Source organism: Pseudomonas sp. VMV1, assembly GCF_056790235.1.
In genome coordinates this window covers 314,413-338,257 of the sequence record NZ_JBXGSE010000003.1, presented here as the reverse complement: position 1 = coordinate 338,257, position 23,845 = coordinate 314,413, and the positions used below count along the sequence as shown (strand labels likewise).

16 protein-coding genes and 2 pseudogenes are annotated in these 23,845 nt (G+C 58.2%); 7 read left to right on the top strand and 11 right to left on the bottom strand.

Going from position 1 to position 23,845, the window contains the following annotated elements:
• Nucleotides 1-11: 11 nt before the first annotated feature.
• From pilL2 to hemA, 10 genes and pseudogenes are all read right to left on the bottom strand, one after another.
• Nucleotides 12-530, bottom strand: a complete 519-nt coding sequence (gene pilL2 / locus ACUCV0_RS11545; RefSeq protein WP_482212743.1) for a PFGI-1 class ICE element type IV pilus protein PilL2 — start codon at nucleotides 528-530, stop codon at nucleotides 12-14.
• Nucleotides 531-1,040: 510 nt separating this feature from the next.
• Nucleotides 1,041-2,261: an STY4528 family pathogenicity island replication protein gene (locus tag ACUCV0_RS11540; RefSeq protein WP_482212742.1), complete on the bottom strand. Its 1,221-nt coding sequence runs from the start codon at nucleotides 2,259-2,261 to the stop codon at nucleotides 1,041-1,043.
• An 11-nt stretch (nucleotides 2,262-2,272) separates the two neighbouring features.
• Complete coding sequence (locus ACUCV0_RS11535) at nucleotides 2,273-2,824, bottom strand: DUF2857 domain-containing protein (protein ID WP_482212741.1); 552 nt, start codon at nucleotides 2,822-2,824, stop codon at nucleotides 2,273-2,275.
• Nucleotides 2,825-3,357: 533 nt separating this feature from the next.
• Nucleotides 3,358-4,422, bottom strand: a pseudogene (locus tag ACUCV0_RS11530) (ParB family protein); the annotation flags it as partial.
• A 150-nt stretch (nucleotides 4,423-4,572) separates the two neighbouring features.
• Nucleotides 4,573-4,659: pseudogene (locus tag ACUCV0_RS11525) on the bottom strand (LysR family transcriptional regulator); the annotation flags it as partial.
• A 16-nt stretch (nucleotides 4,660-4,675) separates the two neighbouring features.
• Nucleotides 4,676-5,875: an MFS transporter gene (locus tag ACUCV0_RS11520; RefSeq protein ID WP_482212740.1), complete on the bottom strand. Its 1,200-nt coding sequence runs from the start codon at nucleotides 5,873-5,875 to the stop codon at nucleotides 4,676-4,678.
• A gap of 69 nt (nucleotides 5,876-5,944) precedes the next feature.
• Nucleotides 5,945-7,801, bottom strand: a complete 1,857-nt coding sequence (gene asnB, locus ACUCV0_RS11515; RefSeq protein ID WP_482212739.1) for an asparagine synthase (glutamine-hydrolyzing) — start codon at nucleotides 7,799-7,801, stop codon at nucleotides 5,945-5,947.
• A gap of 18 nt (nucleotides 7,802-7,819) precedes the next feature.
• On the bottom strand, nucleotides 7,820-8,890 hold the full coding sequence (locus tag ACUCV0_RS11510; protein WP_482212738.1) for a Gfo/Idh/MocA family oxidoreductase: 1,071 nt from the start codon (nucleotides 8,888-8,890) through the stop codon (nucleotides 7,820-7,822).
• The gene (locus tag ACUCV0_RS11505; protein WP_482212737.1) at nucleotides 8,887-9,387 is read right to left on the bottom strand and encodes an N-acetyltransferase family protein; all 501 of its coding nucleotides are present in this window, start codon (nucleotides 9,385-9,387) and stop codon (nucleotides 8,887-8,889) included. The genes ACUCV0_RS11510 and ACUCV0_RS11505 overlap by 4 nt, the downstream gene beginning before the upstream one ends.
• A complete protein-coding gene (gene hemA / locus ACUCV0_RS11500; RefSeq protein ID WP_482212736.1) occupies nucleotides 9,387-10,619 on the bottom strand; it encodes a 5-aminolevulinate synthase in 1,233 nt (410 codons plus the stop codon). The genes ACUCV0_RS11505 and hemA overlap by 1 nt, the downstream gene beginning before the upstream one ends.
• A gap of 153 nt (nucleotides 10,620-10,772) precedes the next feature.
• Here hemA and ACUCV0_RS11495 point away from each other — a divergent pair, with 153 nt between their 5' ends.
• Entirely contained in the window at nucleotides 10,773-11,615 is an 843-nt protein-coding gene (locus tag ACUCV0_RS11495; protein ID WP_482212735.1) for a helix-turn-helix transcriptional regulator, read from the top strand.
• Between the two features lie 971 nt (nucleotides 11,616-12,586).
• Here ACUCV0_RS11495 and ACUCV0_RS11490 read toward each other — a convergent pair.
• Entirely contained in the window at nucleotides 12,587-14,155 is a 1,569-nt protein-coding gene (locus ACUCV0_RS11490; protein ID WP_482212734.1) for a cellulase family glycosylhydrolase, read from the bottom strand.
• Nucleotides 14,156-14,712: 557 nt separating this feature from the next.
• Between ACUCV0_RS11490 and ACUCV0_RS11485 the strand changes: the two genes are divergently transcribed.
• The 6 genes from ACUCV0_RS11485 to ACUCV0_RS11460 are packed head-to-tail and all read left to right on the top strand — an operon-like array spanning nucleotide 14,713 to nucleotide 23,843.
• Nucleotides 14,713-15,507 (top strand): ABC transporter permease, encoded by a 795-nt coding sequence (locus ACUCV0_RS11485; protein ID WP_482212733.1) that lies wholly within the window; start codon nucleotides 14,713-14,715, stop codon nucleotides 15,505-15,507.
• Nucleotides 15,504-16,721, top strand: a complete 1,218-nt coding sequence (locus tag ACUCV0_RS11480) for an ABC transporter ATP-binding protein (protein ID WP_482212732.1) — start codon at nucleotides 15,504-15,506, stop codon at nucleotides 16,719-16,721. The genes ACUCV0_RS11485 and ACUCV0_RS11480 overlap by 4 nt, the downstream gene beginning before the upstream one ends.
• Nucleotides 16,718-18,127: a class I SAM-dependent methyltransferase gene (locus tag ACUCV0_RS11475; protein WP_482212731.1), complete on the top strand. Its 1,410-nt coding sequence runs from the start codon at nucleotides 16,718-16,720 to the stop codon at nucleotides 18,125-18,127. Before ACUCV0_RS11480 ends, ACUCV0_RS11475 begins: the two co-directional genes overlap by 4 nt.
• Complete coding sequence (locus ACUCV0_RS11470) at nucleotides 18,127-21,843, top strand: glycosyltransferase (RefSeq protein WP_482212730.1); 3,717 nt, start codon at nucleotides 18,127-18,129, stop codon at nucleotides 21,841-21,843. The genes ACUCV0_RS11475 and ACUCV0_RS11470 overlap by 1 nt, the downstream gene beginning before the upstream one ends.
• A gap of 57 nt (nucleotides 21,844-21,900) precedes the next feature.
• Entirely contained in the window at nucleotides 21,901-22,932 is a 1,032-nt protein-coding gene (gene gmd / locus ACUCV0_RS11465) for a GDP-mannose 4,6-dehydratase (protein ID WP_132832635.1), read from the top strand.
• 14 nt (nucleotides 22,933-22,946) lie between these two features.
• The gene (locus ACUCV0_RS11460; RefSeq protein WP_482212729.1) at nucleotides 22,947-23,843 is read left to right on the top strand and encodes an NAD-dependent epimerase/dehydratase family protein; all 897 of its coding nucleotides are present in this window, start codon (nucleotides 22,947-22,949) and stop codon (nucleotides 23,841-23,843) included.
• Nucleotides 23,844-23,845: the final 2 nt, after the last annotated feature.

The following is a 23,845-nucleotide window of genomic DNA, read 5'->3' as shown; positions in this document are numbered from 1 at the left end:
CGTTCGCACCCTCACGATGGCCGGCCCTCGGTTGGATGGGTGGGCGCAGGTGCAAAGCACACACGCCGAGCGAGCGAATCAACCTGTAGCGTCCAGGCAGGGCCTGCCAGGGTCTGCAGGGCGTCACGCAGCGGCAGCGGTCCCAACTGCAGGTGTGCGGCCGGCAAGGGCAGCGCATAGAGCAGAGCCGCCTCTTGCGTCTCGCACAGCGAAAAGCCGGAGCGGATCAGCACGTAGCGCAGGGCATCGCCCACGGTACGGTCGGCGCCGGTGGGAATGGAAACGTCCACTACCTGACGCATCAGGTTGCGTTGAGCGAGTTCAGGTCCTTGCTCGACCAGGGTGTAGCGTCCCTGGCGGACAACCAAAACATCCTGTTCCGGTACGGGCGCTGGCGAGCGCACAGGAGGGGTGTCGGACAGCGCGCTTTCTGGGTCGGATGGCAGTGGGGTACAGCCTTGGACCAGTAGGCCTAGGGCCGCCCCTGCGCAGGCGGGTATGAGGCAAGCGGTGGCGTAGGGTGCGCGCATGGAAGACTCCCGAGAAGGCGAGTCGCTACTTTCCAATGCAGAGCCGTCTTGAGGCTGCGATTAAGGCGTACTGGGGCTTAACCCGTTTTCGCTAAGTGTTAGCTAAACGCGTCGGTTGCGAGCCGTGTGATAGCTATCCCCTGGGGATAGCTTCGGGAAAAGCCTCACTGAGCTAGGCGACATTGATCCAAGACGTGTGATTTATCTTGAGTCCCGCCACCTATCCCCAGGGGATAGATCAGGTCCGCGACTGCACGGCAGCCCATGCAGGAAGCCAAGATAGTGAGAGGTCTACATCCAGCATGAGTCCTGAAGCTATCCCCAGGGAATAGCTTCCAAAGGACAATGGCGCTGAGTTGAGTACCGTAGATCCCGTTACCACGACCCCTTCTGGGAGTTCTCGAGCTATCCCCTGGGGATAGCTCAGCAAGGAGGCGCGTGGTCGGTCATGTCAGGACCGTTTTGTTGATCTGCCCATATGCGGGATGACCTGTGCCCTTGGTCGATGAGCTATCCCCTAGGGATAGCGTCCCGCGGAGGAAGGCGCAGCGCTGATCGCAGTTGGTCCAAGTGAGCCCGACCTACCTCAGGATTTCGTGACGTTTGGCGCGCGCGTGCCGGTGACGATTCGGCAGAAATGATCGGGGTCGGCTCAGGCGGCAGTGGTGGTGGGGTTGGGGTTGGAGTTGGGGTGGGCGCTGCAGCGCGGTTGAATTCGCCACGCAGGGCTTTCTGGATGATGCCGAACAGGTAGCCTGCTGGATTGCGAACCGCGGAGCGCTCGCAGCGGGCCGCCCATTCATCAAGAATCGCCTGTCGCTGTGCAGGCTCCACTGGCTTGAGGGCCGCCAGGGCGCCGGACTGTTGTTCACGGTCAAGAGCAAGAAAGCGTGGGGGGAGTACGAGGTCGTTAGACACAGTCCTCTTCGTACGTACTAATTCTTTATCTACTTTACGTACAGTACGGTCTGCCTTCGGATTCCGAAGGGCGTCGTCAGAATCAGGGATTGCACCTGCTTCGGAATCCGAAGGCGGTGTGGATGTACTGTCTTCGGATTTTGGGATTTCAGGGTCCGTTACCGCCAGTACGCCTTTGTCCGTCCAACCCTGCTGAGCGAGACGTTGAGCAATGATCTGCAGGCGAGTGGGAAGGCTCCGCTGGATCACCTGCGGATCTTCAGTCACCTCCTTCAGCACCTGTCGCGCAACCACTTGCACTGCCTTCGCCGCGTGGCTCAGCGCTTGGCTCACCAGCTTCAGATAGTCCGGATCCAGCTGGATTGCTTCGAACGGCGTGAGAGGCTCATCGTGCAGGACATAGAGGTTGCCCTGGATACGGCCGGTGTGAGGATCACGTTGTCGCCTGACGAGGCTCAGCCAGCGCGTCAGTCGGAGGAGGGCCAGAGCGCGCGCTACGGTTTCATTGGACGCTTGCGCGGCGCAAGGCATGACCGCCAAGTACGGACGGAGCCGCTCGTAGGTCGGAAAGGCTGTCAGGCCGCTGCGATCCAGCAGCACGTGCAAAACCTGCCAGGCGTTGCGCTCTAGCGGCGTCAGGCGCCGATCAAGCAGGAGCGCGCGCGGTAGGCTGTCGTGGCGGTTACCGCTGTAGAGGAAACCATCCTGGGGCGTGCCGTCCGCCTTTGGGGATGGTTTGAGGGTGCGCAGGACGTCATTGAAGACAGCTGTCAGGGGCGCGGGAGTCGCGCGCCGCAACGCCTCGTGGGCCATGCCTACGCTCCCTATTGACCGGTCCAGCGACGAACCGACGACCATAGAACGGCCAGCGGTACTTCATGCGCCTCAGCGAGCTCCATGGCCAGCTCAAGCATGGCGGTCTCGTCGTCGGTTGATAGCCCTCGCTGCGCTACCTTGGTTTTCCATTGCCGCCAGAGTGCGGCGTCCTGCGCATCGTCCAGCGCAGGATAACGGCCTTTGCGCTTGGGTAAGCCCAGCACCTTGCGGCGTAAGGCAACCTCTTGGTGGGTGAGCCCGAAGCGATGACTGACCATCTCGCTGCTACTGCCCAGACACAGCATGCGATCAATCTGCGCGATTTCCTGACTCACATCGGCAGATTGTCCAAGCAGACGTTTGATCACGTCGCGATTGATCGACACCGTGCACCATGAGACTGGCGCGTTTACCAGAAGGCTGACCAGGTCTGGCTGCTTCAGGGCGGCCAGCTCCTCCTCGTCAAATCCCATCGCTTGGCAGCGGCGAAGCTCGCCGTGATGTAAGTGATGCAGGGCTTGGGTCAGTACGGCTTGGTTCAGAGGGTGGCTGGTCGGCATGACAGAGGTTCTCGGAACATTGCACAGGATCAAGAGAAAGAACCGGCCTCTAGGCGGTTGAGGCGACGGGTGTGGCGGATGAGCCGGAATAGCAGTGAGAGCGAAGGTGCACTTAGTGGGGCGATCTCGCCCGCCTGACCCTGCAAGAGCGCGCCGAGTCCATCGGCAAGGGCTGCACGGTCGACCAGGGGTAGCGCCTGAGCGGTGCCAGTGAGCGCGTGGAGCAGGATCAACACGGTACGCGCGGTGGGCTGCAGGGCATGAGCATCGCTCGGCCACGTACAGGAGAAGCCCAGGTGACTTGTCTGGTCGCTCACGTAGGGCTCGACACCTGCGTTTCGAGCCAGCTGCTGCGCAAGGTGTGCAATTTGCTCCCGCAAGCGCTCAGCTTGAGGCCGCACTGATTCAACGCACGTCAAAGAGTGACTGGACTCATCTCTGCCTAGAGAAGGTTGAGCCATGTGAGACGTGTTTCCCGGCTGCGCGAAGGGCTCATCGGTATGGCGGGCAATCAACTGTTGAATGGCCATGAGCCGTGGAGTAGTACCCGAACCGGTCTCATTGGGTGTCTGTCCCGGCACATGCGGAGTGAGCGGTGGCGTTTGCGAGAGCGCACGTTGGCGCGTTTCCTGTTGATCGATGTCCAGTGCCAGCGCCTCGTAATGCATCCCGAGCGCTGCTGCCATTTGTGCGATCAGCTCGTCCTGTACGCGTCGTGGGCAAAAGTGCTCGCCCGTGGAATCAAACTGCGCCAATACGTGTTGGAACAATTCGGCAAAGGTGTGACGTTCGCGGTGGTTTGCCAGACGCTGCCAGGTGCGTTCGCACGCCCGTCTTAGAATCGCAAGGCGTTCCACTTGATGCCGTCCAAGGCCGGCGTACAGCACGGTGGGTATGGCAGGGAGCAGATAGCGCAACGCTTCCTGCATACGACTGATGTGGGATTGGCGAACGGGATAGCCATCCGAGTTGAGGCGCCGCGAGAGTTCGGATTGGGAGAGGGTGCGTCCGGCTTCTTGCTCGTAAAGCGCTTGCGCCCGTTGGATGGCTTTGGCGCGTTCGATGAAGGTCAGGCTGCCACGGAGTTCATTCTCGGCCAGGTGGCCCGTCAGTGCCTCCAACTCGCCACGCTCGGTCCACGGACGATACCGGCAAGTCAGCCGGAAAAAGCGCTCCTCACCGGTTTCGGCATAGAGCTCGCGCAGGATCGACAGGCGCGTATTACCTCCGCTGTAGATGATGTAGTGAGACTCGCCAGTACGCCGCGTGATGACAGGTACGCTGTCCAGACCACGCTCGCGGATCGAGGCCTTGATCTCGTCATAGGCCGGATTCCTTACCGTACGGGGGTTATGATCAAAGGGACGCAGTTCGTCGAGGGTGACAATCCGGAGTGACTCGTAGGCCGCTCCTGCCTTGTACGTTTCAGGCTCCAGGCGAGAATCTTCTACCTGGCCATCTTGCTGAGCCTTAGCGGGCGCACCCTGTCGAGAGGAATGGGATTCGGCATCGCCGGAAACTGATCGGGCCAGCGGGTCAAGCGAGTCAGGTTTGACCGGCTCGTCAGAGCCGGCGGCTTCATGAGGATACGTGTGCATGGCAGACGTAAGGTCAATTGAGTTGGAGTGAATAGGTCCGGTCTCCGTGGCGCCTGCAAACGGTGCCACCGTCGGTGGAAACGCCCTCATAGCGCACGACCAACAGGAGATACCAGGGTTAAATCGCTTCTGGCGCTCTCCCTAAACCGACTGCTCGATATGCAGTCGTGCCGCTGCCCAGGCAAAATGACGTTCTTCTGCTACGGCGATGAAACAGCGTAAGTGGCGCAGCTCCACCGCCTTTCTCCTTTGGTCAGTGTTTAGAATCGAGATAGGTGTGTTTGGATGCCGTGTCTTTCTGGCGTAGCAGGAACAGTTGGGCAATGGCGCCAAGTGCGGCTACGCCGGCAGCGTAGAGCGCGAGATTCCCGACCGGTTGTTCGAGCAGTAGAACGAACCCGCCTGCAGCCGCACCAAGAGCGCTACCCACGTACAAGGCTGATTCATTCAAGGCCACTGCAAGGTTGCCATCACCATGGTGTTGGCGCGCCTGGATCAGCTCGTTGTTCTGCGGTACCTGCAGGGCCCAGCCGACCGCGCCCCAAGCGGCAATGGGCAGCATGACAAGCCACTGATTCCACTGTGCGGTTTGAGGAAGAAAAAGCAGAGACAGTGCCAGAACGACCATGATCCCTAGGGTCAGCACCGCATCACGAACGCGATCAACCAGGGGGCCAATCAGGAAACTTCCTAGTACACCGCCGATACCCCATACCCAGAGGTAGGGCGTGACAGAGTGGATACCACCGTAGGCAGGGTCGGACAGCAGAGGGGCGATGAAGGTATACATGCCGAGGCTGGATACGGCCGCTAGAAACGACACGAGCAAAATGGTCAGGACTCGGCCATCGCTGAGCATGGCGAGTTTTTGGCCAAGGGAGCTGGCGGTCGCCTTGGGTAGCGCTGGCAGACGCAGGTAAAGGCCCGCCCAGCTCACAGCGCCCAGGAGCGTGATCAACCATAGAGCTGCTTGCCAGCCCCATTGGTCAGCCAATAGCAAACTCAGCGGTACACCAAGGACCACACCGCTGGCCATGCCGCCCAAAATTACGGCGATACCTTTGCCGCGGCGCTCCGGAGTAGAGAGCGATGCGGCGGCAGCAATGCCCATGGCGAGGTAGACACCGGCACCAATACCGGCGATTGCGCGGCAAACTACAAGCGTCAGAAAGCTATCAGAAAGGGCGCTTCCTGCGTTTGCCAGTACGAAGACCAGTAGGGCGAGTAACAGTCCAGCACGTTGCCGGTTGGGCGGCACAAGGGCGACGAACACAGGCGAGCCGATGCCATAAGCAAGGGTAAAGGCGGTAACCAATTGGGCCGCCATGGCTACTGATACTGAGAGGGAGCTTTGGATGAGCGGGATGAGCCCTGCTGTCACATAGGAGGCCATCCCAAGGGCGAAGGCGCCCAGGGCGATGAGATAGGTGGGTGAAGTACGATTTGAAGGCATGACAAAGTCCTCACGGAGGTGAGTCGGTAACTAGGAAGTGAAGGGGCGACGCGGCGGTCGCCCAAGTAGCTAGAAAAGCTCGACGCTGACGTCGTACTCCCGCAGCCAAGTATCAAGCCCGACAGCGAGTTCCATACCCATGCGGTCATACATAGGCGAGTGGGCGCCAAGGGGCCTTTCTAACGCTGCCTCTACACGGGTGAAGTCGAGGAAGGGGCGGACGGGCGCATTCGAGTCATCCCGGATAGCGGCTAGGGCTCTGCGTAGCCCCTGCTCGTAAGCGGGATCTTGCGTCGAGGGGTAGGGGCTCTTCACGCGCTCGACGATGGACGCTGGCAGAAGGTCGCGTGTCGCCGCGCGCAGAATGCTCTTTTCTCTACCGTCGAAGGCCTTCATCTGCCAGGGGATGTTGAACGCATATTCGACCAAGCGGTGGTCACAGAATGGCACCCTTACTTCCAGTCCAACCGCCATGCTCATCCGGTCCTTGCGATCTAGTAGCGTCTGTACAAAACGGGTCAGGTTGACGTAGCTCATCTCCCGCATCCGACGATCACCGGCGGCCTCGCTCGGCAAGCCAGGCGCCTCAGCAATAGCCTGCGAATAGCTATCCTGTAGGAAACTCTGCATATCCAGATGGTTTAGTAAGCCTGGATCGAACAACGTCTTGCCGTCGAAATATTTCTCCGTCACGGACGTCAGCCAGGGAAAAGTATGCGCTTGGATAGCAGCTGGATCGTGGAACCAGCGATAGCCGCCGAACACTTCGTCTGCGCTTTCCCCGGACAAAGCGACAGTAGAATGCTGTCGGACCTCTTTAAAGAGTCGATAGAGCGACGGCCACATATCGCCCCAATAGGCAGGGGGTAGGTCCAATGCCTGGATAACCTGCGCCCGCAGCTGCGGATCGGCAAGTTCCCGACTGTCTAGGACGACCTCACCATGGTGGGACTGGATCTGCTGCACTAAGTCCTTCACAAAGGGTGCATCGGGCGTGCCTCGAACAGCATCGCTTGCGAAGCCCTGGCCATGATCAGCGAAATCCAACGAGAAAGAGCGGATGTTCTCTTTTCCCGCTGCAAGCAGCTTGCGCGATGCCAGCGCTGTGATGATAGAGGAGTCGAGTCCGCCTGAAAGCAGACTACACAAGGGCACATCCGAAACGACCTGACGCTCAACTATGTCTTCGAGTAGATCACGCGTATGGCCGATGGTCTGGTCCAACGAGTGCTCGTGCTCCCGTGCTTCAAGCTTCCAGTAACGCTGCCGTTGCAGACCATTGCGGGCAATCCTGATCCATTCGCCGGGTAGCACTTCGCGCATGCCAGCAAAGATGGCCTGCCCTGGGGTTTTCACCATCTCAAGAATTTCACGCAGACCGTCTGCTTGAATCTTGCGAGGTACCAGAGGGTTCGCCAGCAAGGCTTTGGGCGCGGAGCCAAAAATCACGCCATCGGCAGTTGGAAAGTAATAGAGTGGCTTGACCCCCATCCGGTCACGGACCAGTAGCAGTTCTTGCTTGCGTCTGTTCCAGATCGCGAAGGCGTACATGCCATTGAGTCGTTCGACGAAGTCATAGCCCCACTCCAGATAGGCGTGCAGGACGACCTCGGTGTCGCTGCGGGTTTCGAACTGATGTCCGAGTACTTGCAGATCACGCCGGAGGTCCTGGAAGTTATAGACCTCGCCACTGTAGGTGATGGCTACCGCCTCAGGGTCGCAGCCGAAGGCCGCCGTCATTGGCTGGCGACCGCCTTCGAGGTCAATGATGGAGAGGCGTCGATGTCCGAGTCCAATTGGTCCATCAATCCACAGACCGCCTGCGTCAGGTCCTCGGCGCGTCATCGTTTCGGTCATGCGCTCCAAGGTAGAACGCTGGAGGTTAAGATCTTGGCTGAAAGACAGCCAGCCAGTAATGCCACACATTGGCAATCTCCTTTGAAGTCAGCCCAAAGTTTCCAAGTCACTCATTTCCGGCAGCAGGCTGCGGTTCCCGTAAGGGGCATAGCAGGCTGGAGCAGGGCAACGGGCTGAGGTTTCAATCAGGTTAAGCTGGTGCTGTAGAGCGATAGCCGTTTGCAGGTCTGCAAAGGGCTGTGAGGGCATCTCGCGAAGGGATACCCATCGCACTACGTGGCGGCAGAGGCGACTCAGCTTGTGTAGGGTTTCGAGTCCGGGTTGGGCAGGGCTAAAACACTGTTCATCGATCAGTTGCTCCCGCCCTTGATCATTGCGCGTCCAAATTCGCAGATAATCCTGATCCCAGGATGGCGTATCGAAGACCAGGCGCGCCTGAATGACTCGCTGTTCTTGATCGATGAAGCTGAAGTCCACCGTGCGCTGACGCATGATGTTCACGAAGCTGGCATAGCCTGCGAGTGTGGCCTGGCCCAACGTTCCGGTGAGAGAGACGGTATCCAACACGGAATGTCCGGAAATCGAGAAGTCCGAACGTACTCCGAGCACATCTTGAATATGCAAAGGATCAGCAGAGGAGCAGATCCACGACACCAGATCCAGCGCATGGATGACTTCACTGGTGACACCGCAGGTAGGGCGGTAGTCATTGAGCCGGTCCTTACCCCAGTGAAAGCTGGCCCTCACCAGCGACCAACCCTGTGCGCTGATCTGCCGACGCAGAGATTGTGTGGCGGGTGAGTACCGTTCTACCAAATCCAAGGCAAAACCACTCACCTGACTTAGCTGCTCGGCAATGGGTGTCAGATCGTCAGCGGGAGTAACGAGTGGTTTCTCGCACAGCACGAAGCCGCGATATCCGCTTAGCTCTGCCAAGATTCGTGCATGACTTTCATCGTTGACGCTGACCACAACGATGTGGGGCTCGAAGTGATGAAGCGCGGACGCCACCGTAGGAAAGAATGGCAGCTCTGGTGCCTTGGGTTTCCGATCAACATACGCCAAGCGCAAGGGCATGCCAGTACTGACGGACAGGTGTTCAAAGGCACGCCAAAAACGGTGACCGGCATAGCCCAGGCCGATGATCAGGACGTTCATGGCCGGCCCTCCGCACGTACCAATAGGGCTTCGCCAGTCGAGGCGAATCCGAGCATCTGGTAGAGCGAGGTAGCAGCAGGCGTAGTTTGTAGAGCGACTGAGTTCACTTGGCGCGTCCTGAACCAGTCTAGAAGCCGCTGCATGAGTGCCTTTGCGATACCGCAGCGGCGTAGCTCAGGCGCTACGGCAACCGATTGAACCCAACCCGATCGTCCATTAAGACAGTCGGGAGCCGGGGCGCGGTCATCAATGATGCCTGTGGCGCAGCCAAGTATGGCTTTGGTGTACTTATGCTCAGCGCACAGGATGAGTACCCGATCTGACCCTTCAAGACGGGTGGCCAGCCAAAGCGGGTAGGCCCTGCGCCAACGCTCAGTGTCTGCGGGTGTACGGCTGGCGTAAGGCGCTCCGCCGGCATCGAGTAGATGGGCTCTAAGCTCGATAAGAGCAGGAATGTCGTCAGGCGTAGCACGACGGATGCCGTAAGAGATGCTCATCAGGCAACCTCCGCACCAATCCGTTGGGAGGCAAAAGGAATGGCGAAATGCTCGAAGGTTTCTCGTAAGGCAAGAGCCAATTGCTCGATCTGCTCATCGCTATGATTGGGCGTTGCGTTAACGCGGAAACGTTCCGTGCCTACGGCGACCGAAGGAAAATTGATCGGCTGCAGATAAATGTGATGGGTTTGCAGAAGGTGTCCTGCAGCCGCTTTGCAACGCTCGGCATCGCCGATTAGTACCGGCAAGATGTGGGTGCGTGAGCAGGGCATGACGGGGATGTCCTGTTCCAGAAGCTTGCCGCGCAGCTTGGCGGTATGCGCGTGCAGTCGCTGCCGTTCTGCGTCACTGTCCTTGAGGTGTTCGATACTCTTAAGGCAGCCCGCCGTTACCGCGGGCGGCAGGGACGTGGTGAAGATGAAGCCCGTTGCAAAGGAACGTACAGCATCGATGATGACGGAGCTTGCGGCGATATAGCCACCGATGACACCAATGGCTTTAGCCATAGTGCCTTGGATAATGTCTACCTGCTCCGCAATGCCTAGTTCAGCCGCAACACCGGCACCCCTAGGCCCATACATCCCTACCGCATGTACTTCGTCGAGGTAGCTTAGAGCGTTGTATCGCTTGGCCAGTGCAACAATTTCCTTAACAGGTGCGACATCGCCGTCCATGGAGTAAATCGACTCGAAGACAATGATTTTGGGCCGGTCATGGGGGTAGGTCTGTAGCAGTTGCTCCAAATGCTCGAGATCGTTGTGCCGGAAGATATGGCGCTCATTTGAGGTTGAGCGGATGCCGTTGATGATCGAGGCATGGTTACGCTCATCACTGATCACCACGCATTCGGGCAGCTCCCGCAGCAGACACTGCAGGGTGGCCTCGTTAGACCCGAAGCCGGTAGGAAACACCAATGCCGCTTCCTTACCGTGCCAGTCGGCCAAGCTTTGCTCTAATTGTCCGTACAACGCATGTGAGCCCCCAATGTTGCGCGAACCTCCCGAGCCGGCACCGTAGGCATCCAAGGCCTCGTGCATGGCGCTCCGTACCTTGGAATGCTGGGACATGCCCAGGTAGTCATTGCTGCACCACATCACGATTGGTAATTGCGAGCCGTCGGCAAGGCGAGCCAGAGGGTAGCGACCACACAGGCGGTTCAAGGTCGTAAAGGTACGGTACTGGTTGGCCTGTTTGAGGGCTTCCAACTTCTGATGCAAGAGCGTGTTGTACATCCGTTTGACTCCTAGACAGTAATAGCAAGCGCGTCTGTTCCTCCTCGCGCGACAGCCCTGACATAAGGCACTCGGCGCCAGGACGCGCTATTCTTCGCACCCTTTTAAGCCTGTTACAATTTGGCTGCTTATACTGTTACTAGGAGTAATGGCATGCCGGCGGCACGGTCTTTGGAGCGTTCTCGGATTGAGCTTGCAGAGTTTCTAAGAAGCCGCCGGGAGCGGCTGACGCCTGAAGAGGTTGGGTTGCCGTCCGGTGGGCGGCGACGGACACCTGGGTTACGGCGTGAAGAGGTAGCGACGCTGGCACGAGTGGGTCTCAGTTGGTACACCTGGCTCGAACAAGGCCGAGAAATCAGCGTGTCCTCGACTTTTCTGGACAATCTATCCCGTGCACTCAAGCTCGATGCCACGGAGCGTCGTCATCTCTATCTACTCGCCCAACAGCGGCCACCGTGTGAGCCCGGCAGGACGTGGTGCGTGGTTCCGCCCCTGATTATCCGGTTGATAGAGGATCTGGATGCCCGCCCGTCCTACGTCTTGAACCTGCGCTGGGATGTGTTGGCTTGGAATGACGCGGCCGACCGACTGTTTGGCTTTTCGGAGCAGATCCCTGAGCGACGTAATTTGCTCTGGATGCTGTTTACGTCCAAGCGGCTACGCCAGCTTCTCGACCCATGGGAGGATCAGGCAGTCCAGATGTTTTCGAGCTTCCGGCGCGATTTTGTTCAGGGAACCCAGGACGCAGACATCGTGGGACTGGTAAAGGACCTAGAGCGGGTAGCCCCAGAATTTTGTGACTGGTGGAATCGCCAGGACATCCATGGGCCCTGCCAAGGGATTCGATACTTCCGGCTCGATGGAATAGGCCAGATGGTTTTTGAACACACGACGCTTACAGTCGATGTGGACCGCCATCTACGGCTGGTTTACTACGCTCCACAGCTGGATGGAGCACAGGGCGCGACGTTCGAGCGCTGGCTGAAGGAAGGGTAGAAAGAAGCTCAAGTCACGAAGCCAAGTGACCTGGCTGCGGAGTATCCATGGCCAGGTCGCGTCTCGACTACAGATTTGCAGCCTACGCTGATGAACAAGCGGTGGTAGCGGCCTTAGAGAAATTCCTCGCCAAAGCCCATAGGCTTTTCTAGCCGTCACAATCTCATGGACAGCTGAGCGCCACACGAGCGACGCTCAGCGGTCTCCTCCCCTAGGGGTGACGAGCCTCTGATAGCGCTCTGCGATAGAGCGTCACCATTTCATCGAGTAGATCTCGAGCCATATAGGCCGAAATTCGCTGACGTAGGTCTGTTGGGCTATCCGCGTTGCCCTGATCGTTGGCTAGGCGATCCAACAGGTCGCTGAGCATTGAAGCCCGTATATCCGCGTCTGTCTCTGGCGACTCCCGGGTGAACTCAGGCTGTCGTAACAAGGCTGGGCTGACGGGGAAGGGAAGGATCGCACCTTTCGTCTCAGCCATTGCTCACCTCCACAATGGAGGTACAACGCAACGAGGTAAGGCAAGGGAGGGGCGCGAGCTTAAAAGGAAGACGATGCATGTTCATGCTGCTCCTTGGTTCGGTTAAGGAGCCGCCACCACCGTTGCTACGCGGTATGGAGGCGGACCGTACGGGGGTAGCAAACCGGGAACCAAGGGAACCGGCCAGGCCGAAGCCTGCCCCGCACGGCCCGCCATAGGATGCGCACAACCAGATGCTGAGCATTGGCTGTGGGCTATGACGCTGCCGCGCCTTGGTTTGTCAGGTTGCTACACCCGGCCATGGGATTGACCATGGCTACCGAAATTTAACGCTCTGAGGCTGCTACTGCAACTGGGACTCAGCAGTCCTCAAAGGTGGCGCAGATGCCCTTTTCAGAATGGTCAGCGTATCGAGCTCAAACCAATGGCAAGCGCTCGGCATTTGAAAGCATCGCCGATAGGCGTGACGCTACTCATATCAATTTGGCCGCTAGTGCTGACGCAATCTATATTCCTCACTGCTCTTCATCGCAGCGATAGCGTTATCCAACGTGGCGTTTCCATCGGTGATCTGCTGTACCCAATAATTCATGCCGCTACCATCCGGCTCTCTGCCCAGATAGGTACGATAGGCCTGGACCACGCCGTCCCGTGCCACACTCATGGCTTCGTCGCTATGCAAAATAGCGGACTTCACCTGTTCACGCGTCATCGTGCCGGAGTTAAGCAGTCCGGCCCAGTAGGCCAGTCCGGCTTGATCGGCTATGCGGCCCATGTAGCTGTTATAGAGCTGCCATACATAACTGCGGTTTTGGTATTCGCCACTATTGAAAAACGAGTTGATCACGGATGCCAGCGACATGGTCCCGCTGTCCAGCAGGCCGGTCCAATAGCTTAGGCCAGCGGGTTCCGCCTCTCTTCCTAGGTAGTCAATATAGAGCTGCTTCACCGTGCCGGCGTAAGCACTGTTCGCGTTTGGTTTAGCGATCGCGCCCTGGGTTATTTGAACAGGTCCGATGCCCGTGCAACTGGTGTCATCGAGGTATTTCTTAAGGGTTGGCCACTGCGGTCGTTCTACCCCGTTTACTGGTTCTACCGATAGGTTGTAGTTGGCCCAGCCAGGACCCGCCGCCCAGTAAATGGCCGGCATGCAATTTTGCTTCAGATAGGCCAACATGTTGCCCATGATGACGTTCCAGCGACCATCCGAGTCCGGTACGCCAAACTCACCGATCATGCCTCGCTTACCATTCTTCTTGAGCCATTCGACGAATGGCTTGACCCGCTCCACGCCAAAATTATCTCCGTAGGCCGCGGCGCTTGTGTTGGTGTAGTTGCCCCCGCCGCCTACACCGTCGAAGTACACGTGGGCCTGATAAATCAGGTTGTTTGCCGGGTCTTTGAGCCCCAGCAACGTATCGTTCCATTGTGGCCAGCGAGTGGCCTCGGCCCAGCCGTTGCCCTCGATCATGATGGGGCGAACCGAATCGATGGATCGAACGCCGTCGATACCGTACTGCGCCGCAGTGGCCCATTGAGCCACCGCATCATGGGGCTCGTTCATGATGTCGTAGGCGTACAGCGACGACTGGGTGCTCCAGCGTTGAGCGATGCGAACGAGCACATCCTTGTAGTGCATATAGGACACGTTGCCTGTGCCTATCACTACACCGCGATAGCGCATGTAGTTATGCAGGTCCAGGATGATCTTGATGTCGTACTTTTGCGCGTAGTTGAAGGTGCGATCGATCAGTGCCGCATAGGTAGGGTCCAGTGGGCCGCCTAGCACGGGTTGTAGCCGTTCCCAGAGAATGGGGAAGCGAATCAGCTTAACCCCTCGGCCGCTCCACTGACTGAAGTAGCTTTCCGTGGGAAAAATGTAGTGGGTGCCGTTCACCCCCGGCAGGACCTGCGAAGCAAACCCAGCTCCCGATAGGTTCAGTCCCAGCAGGCTGACCCGCTCCGCCCGTGCAGGGCCGGCCATGAAGGCTGACAGCATGGCTAAGATCAGAGCTGTCCTGAGCCGGAAGATGTTCGAGCAGAAGAAAGAAGATGCCATGAAAGATCGCCCGGGTATCGTCTCGGCGGTACGCGGATTGCCGAGCCGGTTGGCAGTGGAGATAGCATTCCCCTGCGGAGCCGTACCGCGTGACCAGGCATCCCCGGGGAGCCTAGGCGTATCTGACGTTAGATCGAACTTCTTTAATCCGAGGCGATGAGCGGTTACTGCCGGCACGAGGAGGGGGCGAGGCGGGAGGTCGGAAACGCTGGGCTGGGACGACGCAGAAAAAAGCTACTTAAGCTGAAACCCTTCGCAAAACGCGATAGTCAGAGGTCGCTGGATTTTGAAACCGCGGTGTTTGGGCCCCTTGGCCCCAGCGCTGGGTTAACATACGGCGCGCTAAAACTCCTACTGGGCCAGACGGTTTCATGGCACTGCGCCACCTTCTTATAGGTCCGCGTTGGATTCTCTGTACCAATGGGCACCTGCTGCCGCGACCAGCACAGCAGACCTCTGGCTCAGAGAAGGTAGGGAGCAGCGGCTCACGAGAGTCCTGCCGACACGTTATGCCGTAGTGTGATCGGCGCTGCGCTCTGTAATTCGAAGGGAAGACCATGCTATCGATGTTGTTGAGCCTGTGGAGATACCGGGGATTCGTTCTCTCCTCCATTCGCAACGAGTTCTCGACACGCTTCGCCCGTAGTCGCCTAGGTGGGCTGTGGATGATCATCAATCCGCTGGCTCAGGTTGCCATCTATGCACTGATCCTTTCCAACGTCTTGGCAACCAAACTGCCTGGGCTGAACAACAGCTACGCCTATGCGCTCTACCTGATGGCCGGCATGTTAGGTTGGAGTCTTTTCTCTGAAGTCATCAACCGCTGCCTGAGCCTGTTTGTCGATCAAGGCAACCTGCTGAAGAAGATGAGTTTTCCTCGGATCACTCTGCCTGTGATCGTGATGGGATCAAGCCTGCTCAACTACGTACTGCTCTTCGGTGCGTTGCTGGTGGTGTTCGCTTTTTTCGGCAAATTTCCTGATCTGCTCATGTTGTGGCTCATACCACTGACCCTTGCCATCTTGGCGCTTGCTGTCGGAATTGGTCTGATTCTTGGTGTGCTCAACGTGTTCGTACGTGATGTCGGCCAGGTCGTGCCCATCGTGCTCCAGGTATGGTTCTGGTTCACCCCGATCGTCTATCCCGCCAACATAATCCCTGAATATCTCAAGGGCTTCATGGGTAACAATCCCTTGTTTCCTATCATCACGGGTTATCATGACGTATTGGTTTACGCGCGTGCACCCGATTTCCTCCAGATATATCCCTCCTGCCTGATCGCTTGCGGCCTCCTTCTGCTCGGTCTACTGATGTTTCGTCGCGCGGCGCCGGAAATGGCGGATGTACTATGAGCTTGCTCAATGTTTCCGGCCTCGGAAAATCCTATCGTTCCTACCGCTCTGAGTGGCTCCGCTTCGCGCGCTGGCTCTACCTTCCAATCAAGCCAAGTGCCGAGAAGTGGATCATTCGGCACATCAATTTCTCGATAGAGCCTGGTGAGGCTATCGGAATCGTCGGACAGAACGGTGCCGGCAAGTCCACGCTGCTAAAGATGATTACCGGTACGCTTCAACCCAGTGAGGGGACGGTGACATGTCGTGGGCGAATTGCGGCCATTCTCGAACTGGGTATGGGCTTCAACCCCGAGCTGACGGGCCGGCAGAACGCCTACCATGCGGCCGGCCTAATGGGATTCAGCAAGGAGCAGATTGATTCAGTTATCGACTGGATTGATAACTTTGCCGAAATTGGATCCTATTTCGATGAGCCCGTCCGTACCTATTCGAGCGGTATGCAGATGCGAGTGGCCTTTGCCGTGGCCACTGCCTTTAGGCCGGAAATCCTCATCATCGACGAGGCCTTGTCAGTCGGCGACGGCTATTTCCAGCACAAGAGTTTCGACCGCATCCGCGAATTTCAGCAACAAGGCACCACACTGCTGATTGTCTCTCACGATCGTAGTGCGATTCAGGCTCTATGCAGCCGTGCTGTTTTGCTCGACAAGGGGACCATCATCAAGGATGGGAATCCTGAAGAAGTAATGGATTTCTATAACGCGCTGATTGCCGAAAAGGAAGGTACCAGCGTCACCGTGCAACACCTCGACAATGGCCGGGTACAGACGCGCTCTGGCAGTGGCGAGGCTAGCATCCTTGCAGTCGAGGTATTCAATTCCGCCGAGCAGCCGGCGGAATTCATCCGGGTGGGCGAGATCGCTTCATTGCGCATCAAGGTAGGGGTCTCGGTAGCTCTCCCCGAGTTGGTGGTGGGCTACATGATCAAGGATCGTCTCGGGCAATCCGTCTATGGCACCAATACCCATCACCTGGGCTGCAAACTCGAAGCGCTCGAAGCGGATACCGAGATCGAGTATCGCTTCACCTTTGCAATGAATCTCGGGGTTGGCTCCTATTCGATTGCCGTTGCCCTCCATACGGCCGATACCCATCTGGCGCAAAACTACGAGTGGCGCGATTTGGCCGCGGTGTTCAACGTCGTCAATATGGACCGCGAGGAATTCGTCGGGCTGACCTGGATGCCACCTGAAGTGGAGCTCGTGCGATGAGCGGAAATTTTTACCGTGCTTTCGAAGATCGACATCGCGGCTCTCGTGCGCTGATCAAGCAACGCCTTCGCGTATATGAACCCTTTCTGCAGGCGCTTAAGGAAGCCGATGAAGCCTGTCCGGCACTCGACATTGGCTGTGGTCGTGGCGAGTGGCTTGAACTGCTGATCGAACAGGGCTTCCAGGCCCAGGGGGTCGACCTCGACGACGGTATGCTCCAGGCCTGTCGCGACAGAGGACTGCCAGCGGTTCAGGGCGATGCCTTGAGTGCATTGCAAGCGCTGCCGGCAGAGAGTCAGATCCTTATTTCTGGTTTCCACATCGTCGAGCACATACCGTTCTCGGTGCTTCAAGGTGTGGTAAGCGAAGCGCTGCGCGCCCTCAAGCCTGGAGGGCTGCTGATTCTTGAGACGCCGAATGCGGAAAATCTGGTAGTGGGGACCAACAGCTTCTATCTCGACCCTACCCACGAGCGACCGCTTCCTCATCAATTGCTCGAGTTTCTTGTCGAATACAGTGGCTTCGCTCGCCAGAAAATCCTGCGCTTGCAGGAAGCTCCTCAAGTGAGAGAGACGGACCAACTGCAGTTGCTGGATGTCCTGGGTGGATCCAGCCCTGACTATGCGGTGGTGGCGCAGAAGCACGCTGACAATGACCGCTATGACGTCTTGACGTCGGCTTTCGATAAGGATTTTGGGGTTTCCCTAGGGACGTTGGCACAGCGCTACGAGCAGCAACTTCAACATCGCTTTTGGGAAAGCCGAACTGAGCTGCAGGCCGTACGTAGCGAGATCCACGCCCTGAGTCAGCAGTTGCATGACGCCAGTCGTTGGTCGAGCATCTTTGCGGAGCCGGTGGCCTTGCTCAGTCGTGAGCTCGAGGCCGTGCAAAGCGCACGGCGGCAAGCGGATGAACAGCGGCAACACGCTGAGGACGCCCGGCAGCAAGTGCACCGCGAGCTGGAATCCCTACGACACGAGCTACAGGCTGCTCATCAAAGTGCTCACTACTGGCACACTCAGGCCGATACGCTGCAAGGGCAGAACAGCGCTTTGCTGAGCAGCACGTCCTGGCGACTGACCGCACCTCTTCGAGCGGTTGCGTCGCGCGTAGGGCAAGGGCGCCGAGGCGCTCGGCCTAATCCAGTAGCTCTGGCACGACGGGTCCTCAAACTCGGTATCCGGCCGCTGCTCAAATATCCGTGGTTCGTACGGCGGTTGAATATTCTTGTTGCTCGTTATCCAGGCCTCGCTAAGCGGATGCGTGAGGATCGGCAGGCTGTTGTAGTAGAACGCGCCGCCACCGCGCCGCATCAGAGCATGCCGATTGATGCCGCAGAACTGTCAGCGCGCTCGAAGAAGCTCTACGCCGCTTTCGTTAAACAGGATATGGAGAATCGTCCCTGATGCGCATCGTTATTGATCTGCAGGGTGCGCAGGCTGAAAATCGCAAACGGGGAATAGGTCGCTACTCGTTGTCTCTGGCCAAGGCCATCGTGGCCCAGCGTGGAGAAGCCGAGGTACTTATCGTCCTGTCGGACGCTTTTCCAGACACCATCGAACCCCTGCGCGCCGAATTCGCTGGCCTGCTCCTACCGGAGCAGATCAAGGTCTGGAGCTGTCCGCCTCAAACGCGTCAGCTCGGTTCGGCGAATTCCTGGGATCGAGAAGCGGCCGAGCTGCTGCGAGAGGCTTTCATCGCCAATCTCAATCCCAGCGTTGTTTTGGTCTGCAGCTTGTTCGAAGGTCTGGTGGACGAGGCGGTAACCAGCATCGGCCGACTATCGCAAAGGGTTCCCACCGCGATGGTCCTCTACGATCTCATTCCGATCATCTACCGCGATCTTTACCTGAAAGAGTGGGCGGTGGACAGGTGGTATGAGAACAAGCTCGGACACCTGCGCCGGGCTGACCTGTTGCTGGCCATTTCCCACTCTTCTGGCAACGAAGCCCAAACTTACTTGGGGCTGCCTGCCGAGCGTATCGTGACGATCTCTACGGCCGCCGATAGCCACTTCCAGGAGAGGGTGATACCCGAGCAGGAACGCGCTGAGTTGCAGGCTCGAATCGGGCTGACCGGTGACTTCGTGCTCTATACCGGCGGCATTGATCACCGTAAGAACATCGAAGGTCTGATCCGTGGCTATAGTCTGCTGTCACCGAAGTTGCGTCAGTCCCTTCAGCTTGCGATTGTCTGTTCTGTTCAACCCGCGGAGCGTGAGCGCCTTGAGGCATTAGTCCGTAGCCAGGGACTCAAGCCCCATGAGGTCGTCTTTACCAGCTTCGTTTCTGAAGACGACCTGTTGCGGCTCTATAACAGCTGCAAGGTATTCGTTTTTCCGTCTTGGCACGAAGGTTTTGGGCTGCCCGCCCTAGAGGCAATGAGTTGTGGTCGGGCGGTAATCGCTTCAAACAGTTCAAGCCTGCCAGAGGTCATCGGTAACGAGGCCGCTTTGTTCGATCCGCGTAGCGACGAAGCCCTCGCCGACAAGTTAGACCAAGTTCTGACTGATGATGTATTTCGGGCGCAATTGCAAACTCATGCTCGCCAGCAGTCGCGTCGCTTCTCCTGGCAGCATTGTGCCGAACAGACGCTAACTGCTTTACACGCACTGGTGGCGCAGGGCAAACCCAGCCAGCCAAAGACGCGCCCTCGACTAGCCTACGTTTCGCCCTTGCCGCCGCTTCGTAGCGGTATCAGCGACTATAGTGCCGAGCTGCTGCCCGAACTGTGTCGTTACTATGAAGTGGAGGTGATCGCCGCACAGGATGAAGTGACGTCAGCTTGTATCGCCGGTAATTGTGCCGTGCGCGATGTCTCCTGGTTTAGACGCAATGCAGACCGCTACGATCGCGTCCTCTATCATTTTGGCAACTCTGTATTTCATGAGCACATGTTTGCGCTGCTGGAAGAAATACCGGGCACAGTGGTGCTCCATGACTTCTTTCTTTCCGGCATTCTTGCGCATCTGGAGTGCCATGGCTTGCAGCAAGGCGTCTGGGTAAACGCGCTTTATGAAAGCCATGGCTACGCCGCTGTCATCGAGCGTCTGCAGGCTGAAGATACGGCTGACATCGTTTGGAAGTACCCCTGCAACTATCCTGTGATCGCCAACGCCGAAGGCGTGATCGTCCATTCACAGAGCTCCCAACGAATGGCCGATGCCTGGTACGGCAGTACCGTTGCGCAGGACTGGACCTGCATTCCACTCCTACGTGTGCCCGATCTGCAGCTGAAACAGGACCGGGCGCTGATCCGCAAGAAACTGGGGCTTAAAAGCAGCGACTTCGTGGTTTGCAGCTTTGGTTTGCTTGGCCCCAGCAAGATGAACGACCGCCTGCTGAGCGCCTGGCTACAATCGCCCCTTGCCCAAGACGACAACAACGTTCTGATTTTTGTGGGTGAAAATGACCAAGGCATCTATGGCGAAAAAATCCAGCGTGAGATTGCTGCCAGTGGTCGCAAGCGTCATATCCGTATCACAGGCTGGACCGACGCCGAGGCGTTTGGTGATTATCTAGCTATCGCCGACGTCGGTGTTCAGCTACGCACTCGGTCACGAGGCGAGACGTCAGCTGCGGTGCTGGACTGCATGAAGTATGGTTTGCCCACCATTGTGAATGCCAATGGCAGCATGGCGGACTTACCGGCGGGTAGTGTTCTGATGCTGGACGATCAGTTCGCCAACGTTGACCTGGTACGTGCCTTGGAGCAGCTGCACCGTGATGCCGGATTGCGGCATGAGCTCGGTAAGCGTGCTCGCTCTACTATCCTTACCCAGCATGCGCCGCGCCTATGTGCTGAGCAGTATCACAAGGCAATCGAGGCCTTTTACGACAAGGCGAGTATCGGTGCGCCGGCGTTGGTTCGCCGCATCATGGCCGCTGGGGCTGAGCAGGTAGAAGGCGCCAGCTATCGCCAGCTCGCCCGAGCACTGGATCTTTCCCTGCCGCCGCCCTGTCATCAGCGGCAGATCCTGGTGGATGTCTCAGAGTTGGTGCAGCGCGATGCCCGCAGCGGTATCCAGCGTGTCGTACGCAGCGTGCTCCGCGAATGGTTGGAAAAGCCAGTTGAAGGCTATCGCATCGAACCCGTTTACGCGGTCGCCGGTACCGCAGGCTATCGCTATGCGCGGCGATTCGCACTGGAATTCCTCGGTGGTCAACCAGTCCTGCAAGACGAGCCCATCACCTTCCGGGCTGGTGACATTTTCTTTGCATTGGATCTGCAGCCCGCTGTGGTGGCTGAACAGGCCGACCAGCTCAGACAAATGAAATTGATGGGAGTCAGGACCTATTTCCTGATCTACGACCTCATTCCCGTTCTACACCCACAGTACTTTCCGGAAGGCGCTCAGCCATTGTTTGATCGCTGGTTCTCGACGGTCATACAGGCTGATGGTGCTGTCTGTATTTCGCAGGCGACGGCTGATGCAGTTCGAATGCTCGTGCAGCAGCGTCGTCCAAACGCAGCCTTCGCGCTTCGGGTATCGCATATCGGCGCCGACATCGAGGCGTCGTTGCCCACCATCGGTCTACCGGATGAGGCTAATGCTGTGCTGAACCAGCTGACGGATAGTCCCAGCTTCCTGATGGTTGGTACCATTGAGCCGCGTAAAGGTCACCGGCACGTACTGGATGCCTTCGAGCAGCTCTGGCAGCAAGGTGAGAAGGTCAACCTGGTTATCGTCGGCAAGCAGGGATGGTTGGTGGAAGATGTCGTAGCACGGCTGACAGACCATCCTCAAGCAAATCAGCGTCTGTTCTGGCTACAAGGGATCAGCGACGAGTACCTGGAGCGCCTCTATGGCGTCAGTGTGTGTCTGATCGCCGCCTCTTACGAGGAAGGCTTTGGTCTGCCACTGATTGAGGCCGCGCAGAAGGGTCTGCCAGTGCTTGCCCGTGATATCCCGGTTTTTCGCGAGGTCGCCAAGGACAGTGCCTACTATTTTGCTGTCGCAGACGGCCCCGGTTTGGCTGCTGACATTCAGGCTTGGCTTGCGCTTTATCGTGCAGGCACGCATCCGGACTCCCGCACCATGCCTTGGCTGACCTGGGCGGAAAGCGCGCGTACTACCCAAGAACTCATCATCGACATGTCTACGGAAAGCCGTGCGACATAATCACGGTCCGGCGGCTGGCAGTGCAGCCCAAGGGTCCAACGGAGAACGAAGAACCTCATGAAAGCTATCATCACCGGAATCACGGGTCAGGACGGCGCCTACCTGGCCCAACTGCTGCTGGAGAAAGGCTATACCGTCTACGGTACCTATCGCCGTACCAGCTCGGTCAACTTCTGGCGCATCGAAGAAGTGGGTGTCGCCGGCCATCCTAATCTGCACCTGGTCGAGTACGACCTGACCGATCTGTCCGCTAGCATCCGTCTGCTGCAGACCACCGAGGCGACCGAGGTGTACAACCTCGCTGCCCAGAGCTTCGTGGGTGTTTCCTTCGACCAGCCGGTAACCACCGCTGAAATCACCGGCGTCGGTCCGGTGAACCTGCTCGAAGCCATCCGCATCGTCAATCCGAAGATCCGCTTCTATCAGGCATCCACTTCGGAGATGTTCGGTAAGGTCCAGGCGATTCCGCAGATCGAGAGCACGCCTTTCTATCCGCGCAGCCCCTACGGCGTGGCCAAGCTCTATGCCCACTGGATGACCATCAACTACCGCGAGTCCTACGGCATCTTCGGCACCAGCGGCATTCTCTTCAACCACGAATCCCCGCTGCGCGGTCGCGAGTTCGTGACCCGCAAGATCACCGACAGCATCGCCAAGATCAAGCTGGGCAAGCTGGACGTACTGGAGCTGGGCAACCTCGACGCCAAGCGCGACTGGGGCTTCGCCAAGGAGTATGTCGAGGGCATGTGGCGCATGCTGCAGGCCGACAAGCCGGACACCTATGTACTGGCCACCAACCGCACCGAGACCGTGCGTGACTTCGTCAGCCTGGCGGCCAAGGCCGTAGATATCCAGCTGGAGTGGAAGGGCGAAGCTGACAAGGAAGAAGGCTACTGCACCCGTAGCGGCAAGAAGGTCGTGGCCGTGAATCCGAAATTCCACCGTCCCGCTGAAGTGGATCTGCTGATCGGCGATCCCGAGAAGGCCAAGCGCGAGCTGGGTTGGGAGCCCAAGACCACCCTGGAGCAGCTCTGCCAGATGATGGTCGAGGCTGACCTGCGTCGCAACGAACAAGGCTTCTCGTTCTAACTAAGGGGATAGGCATGCCAACCGCTCTGGTTACAGGCGCATCGGGCTTTACAGGACGCTATCTGATCCAGGCGCTCAAGGCGCGGGGATTCAAGGTAGTCGGATTCGGTAGTGGTACTACCGATGCGGATGTCACCCTGGCATGCGATCTCACCGACAAGGCAGCGGTCGTCGCTGCCGTAGCTCAGGTGCAACCGGACTGGGTCATCCATCTGGCGGCGCTGGCCTTTGTCGGGCATGCCGACCAGGAAGCCTTCTATCGGGTGAACCTGTTCGGCACCCTGAATTTGCTCGAGGCGCTGGGCACTCTCGAGCGTCAACCTCAGCGGGTGCTGATCGCCAGCAGCGCCAACGTCTATGGAACTCCGGGCATCGAAGTGATCGATGAGTCGGTCTGTCCGGCGCCGGTCAATCACTACGCCTGTAGCAAGCTGGCCATGGAGCATATGGTCGCTACCTGGTACGACCGTCTGCCCATCGTCGTCACTCGGCCATTCAACTACACCGGGCCAGGCCAGGACGAGCGCTTTCTTATCCCCAAGATCGTTGGCCATTTTGCCCGCAGCGAACGCGTGATCGAGCTGGGTAACCTGGACGTGAGTCGGGACTTCTCCGATGTTCGTGACCTTGCGCAGGCTTACCTGGGGCTGCTAGACAGCGACCATCGCTCCAGTCCCATCAACGTCTGCTCGGGCAGGGCAACGGCGCTACGCGCCATAATCGAGATGATGGAGCGTATCGCCGGTTACTCGATAGAGGTCCGGGTCAACCCGGCTTTCGTTCGGGCTAACGAGATTCCGACGCTCCGTGGCAGTGACGCATACCTGCGCAAGATCGTGGGGGCCAGGGAGCTGATCTCGCTGGAGCGGACGCTTGAAGATCTGTACCGGTCTTTGAGGAGCGTCCGTTGACG